The 2474-nt window shown below is 34.6% G+C and carries 3 protein-coding genes; 1 reads left to right on the plus strand and 2 read right to left on the minus strand.

Annotation, left to right across the window (positions count from 1 at the left end; all coding sequences use genetic code 11):
* The first annotated feature begins 231 nt into the window (after window positions 1–231).
* Window positions 232–870 (plus strand): hypothetical protein, encoded by a 639-nt coding sequence (locus WFK35_RS22140; protein ID WP_336734749.1) that lies wholly within the window; start codon window positions 232–234, stop codon window positions 868–870.
* 63 nt (window positions 871–933) lie between these two features.
* Here the strand turns inward: WFK35_RS22140 and frr are convergent, their stop codons facing one another.
* Both frr and pyrH read right to left on the minus strand, forming a co-directional pair.
* Window positions 934–1488, minus strand: coding sequence for a ribosome recycling factor (frr, locus tag WFK35_RS22145; RefSeq protein ID WP_214589699.1), 555 nt, complete (start codon window positions 1486–1488; stop codon window positions 934–936).
* Between the two features lie 105 nt (window positions 1489–1593).
* Entirely contained in the window at window positions 1594–2301 is a 708-nt protein-coding gene (pyrH, locus tag WFK35_RS22150) for a UMP kinase (protein WP_040999212.1), read from the minus strand.
* Window positions 2302–2474 lie beyond the last annotated feature (173 nt).

A 2474-nucleotide genomic window follows, 5' to 3' on the forward strand; every position in this document is an offset into this window, starting at 1 on the left:
CTGTTTTTATTTGTGAGTTTTTTAATAAAAATATTCCTTTCGGAAAACGAAGACGTAAATCTTTATTAGTTTCAAATCTATAAGCCGCAAGAAAATCAAAAATTTTCAATAAGTATGATGCTTAAGTTTATGTTAAATAAAAATATTCGTGCCTTTGCAATTGTTAAAGCTATTAACCTTAAATAAGTTTTGCGCATATTTTTTGCAGTACGCTTAAACAAAATTATTTTTATGAAAATACTTCTTTTCAATTTATGTTTTCTTGCCGTTGTTTCCTGTAAGAAAGAGAATGCAGATACCATTCAAAATAATTCGGGCAATGATAATGTAACGATAAATAAATCTTCGGAAAAATCAAATGATTCCATTAGCTCCATTGAAGATATAAAGAAAGAATATACAGCCGTAAATAATCTTTTGTCTGCTAAACAGTTGGATTCAGCGAAATTCACTTATAACTGCGACGAAAAGGAAGGTGAAGTAATTTTATATTATGAGAATAAAGATCTCAGAATGGTTAAAGATTTTTATGCAGAACACAGTCACTTCTCTTCATCCACAAAATATTATGTAAAAAACAACAAAGTATTTTTCATCTTTAAAGAGGAAACAGCATGGAATTTTGATGAAGGAGGAACGCCGGAAAAACCGGAAACAAAAGATGATATCAATGAAAAAAGAATCTACGTTTTAAACGATAAAGCCATTCAGTGTCTCGAAAAAAATTATACGATCCGTTCAAAAGGCAATAATAAAAATCCTGATTCTGTTCCGAATAAAGAAACAAAATGCAACATTTCCGGGCTGATGAAAAACTATCATTTAATCCTTAAAAATAAAGACAGAAAAGGAGAAATCAATTGTCTTTAAACTGTACACAAAACAAAGCGGTCTCAAAATGAAACCGCTTTTTATATTTTCAGGAGCCGAAAATTATACTTTCATAATTTCAGCTTCTTTTACTTTGAGATGCTCGTCGCAAGCTTTTACATATTTGTCGGTAAGCGTCTGAATATCTGCTTCAATACCTTTAATGATGTCTTCAGAAACTCCTTCCAGTCTTTTAAGCTCTTTCAGACCGTTTTGTCTTGCATTTCTTACAACTACTTTCGTGTCTTCTGTTTCAGACTTAGCCTGTTTTGCCAGTTCACGTCTTCTTTCCTCAGTTAAAGGCGGCACATTAAGGATAATGTTGATCCCGTTATTAGAAGGGGCAAAACCTAAATTGGAATTGATGATCGCTTTTTCAATATCATTAATGGCTTTTGCGTCCCAAGGTTGAATAGAAATCGTCATTGCATCGGGAATAGAAACATTGGCAACCTGATTAATCGGAGTTAATGCTCCGTAATATTCCACCATAACATCCTGAACCATTGTTGTAGACGCACGTCCCGCTCTGATTCTCTGAAATGCATGATCCAGGTGCTTGATAGCTGCTTCCATGTCCTGCTGTACAGACTCTACTATAAGATCTAATTCTTCCATTATATAATAAAAATTTGATAAGTTACACATATGTTAATGATAAGTAATAAATAATTGGTAATGAGTAATTTTTAAAACTTTAAACTCAAAACCCAGAACCTACTATTACAAATCAACTAAAGTACCCACATTTTCGCCGTCAACAATTTTCTCCAGATTTCCATCTTTGTTCATATCAAAAACAATAATCGGCAGTTTGTTTTCGTGGCTTAAAGTAAATGCCGTCATATCCATTACCTTTAGATTCTTCGCATAAACTTCGTCGAAAGATAGTGAATTATATTTTACCGCATCTGCATTTTTTTCAGGATCGCTGTCGTAGATTCCGTCTACTCTTGTTCCTTTCAGAATAACATCTGCCCCGATTTCGATGGCTCTTAACGTTGCAGCAGTATCTGTTGTGAAATACGGGTTTCCGGTTCCGGCTCCAAAGATCACTACTCTGCCCTTTTCAAGATGTCTTACCGCTCTTCTTTTGATGAATGGTTCTGCCACTTTATCCATTTCGATGGCAGACTGCAGTCTTGTTTTAATTCCCGCATCTTCCAAAGCACCCTGCAAAGCCATCCCGTTGATTACCGTAGCAAGCATTCCCATATAATCTCCCTGTACTCTGTCCATTCCTTTTGCAGCTCCTGCTACACCGCGGAAAATATTTCCTCCTCCGATTACGATGGCAACCTCACAGCCTTTTTCTACCACTTTCTTAATTTCTGCAGCATATTCCTGTAGCCTTTCATTATCAATACCATATTGTCTGTTTCCCATTAAGGCTTCACCACTCAGTTTCAGAAGGATTCTTTTATATTTCATTGTATGTAAATAACTTTTTTCGTTAGATTTATCTGTCTAAAAATTTGACTTTGCAAATATAATCATTAATGGGGTTGATTTTTACTTCTGCATTAAATTTTTAAATCTTATCCCGGAAGCGGTTTGTAATACCTTGGAACTTACCTGATCCCTTCAATAAGTCTTCAATTTTC

It is taken from the genome of Chryseobacterium sp. VD8 (assembly GCF_037149975.1).
GTDB classification, from domain to species: Bacteria; Bacteroidota; Bacteroidia; order Flavobacteriales; family Weeksellaceae; genus Chryseobacterium; species Chryseobacterium indicum.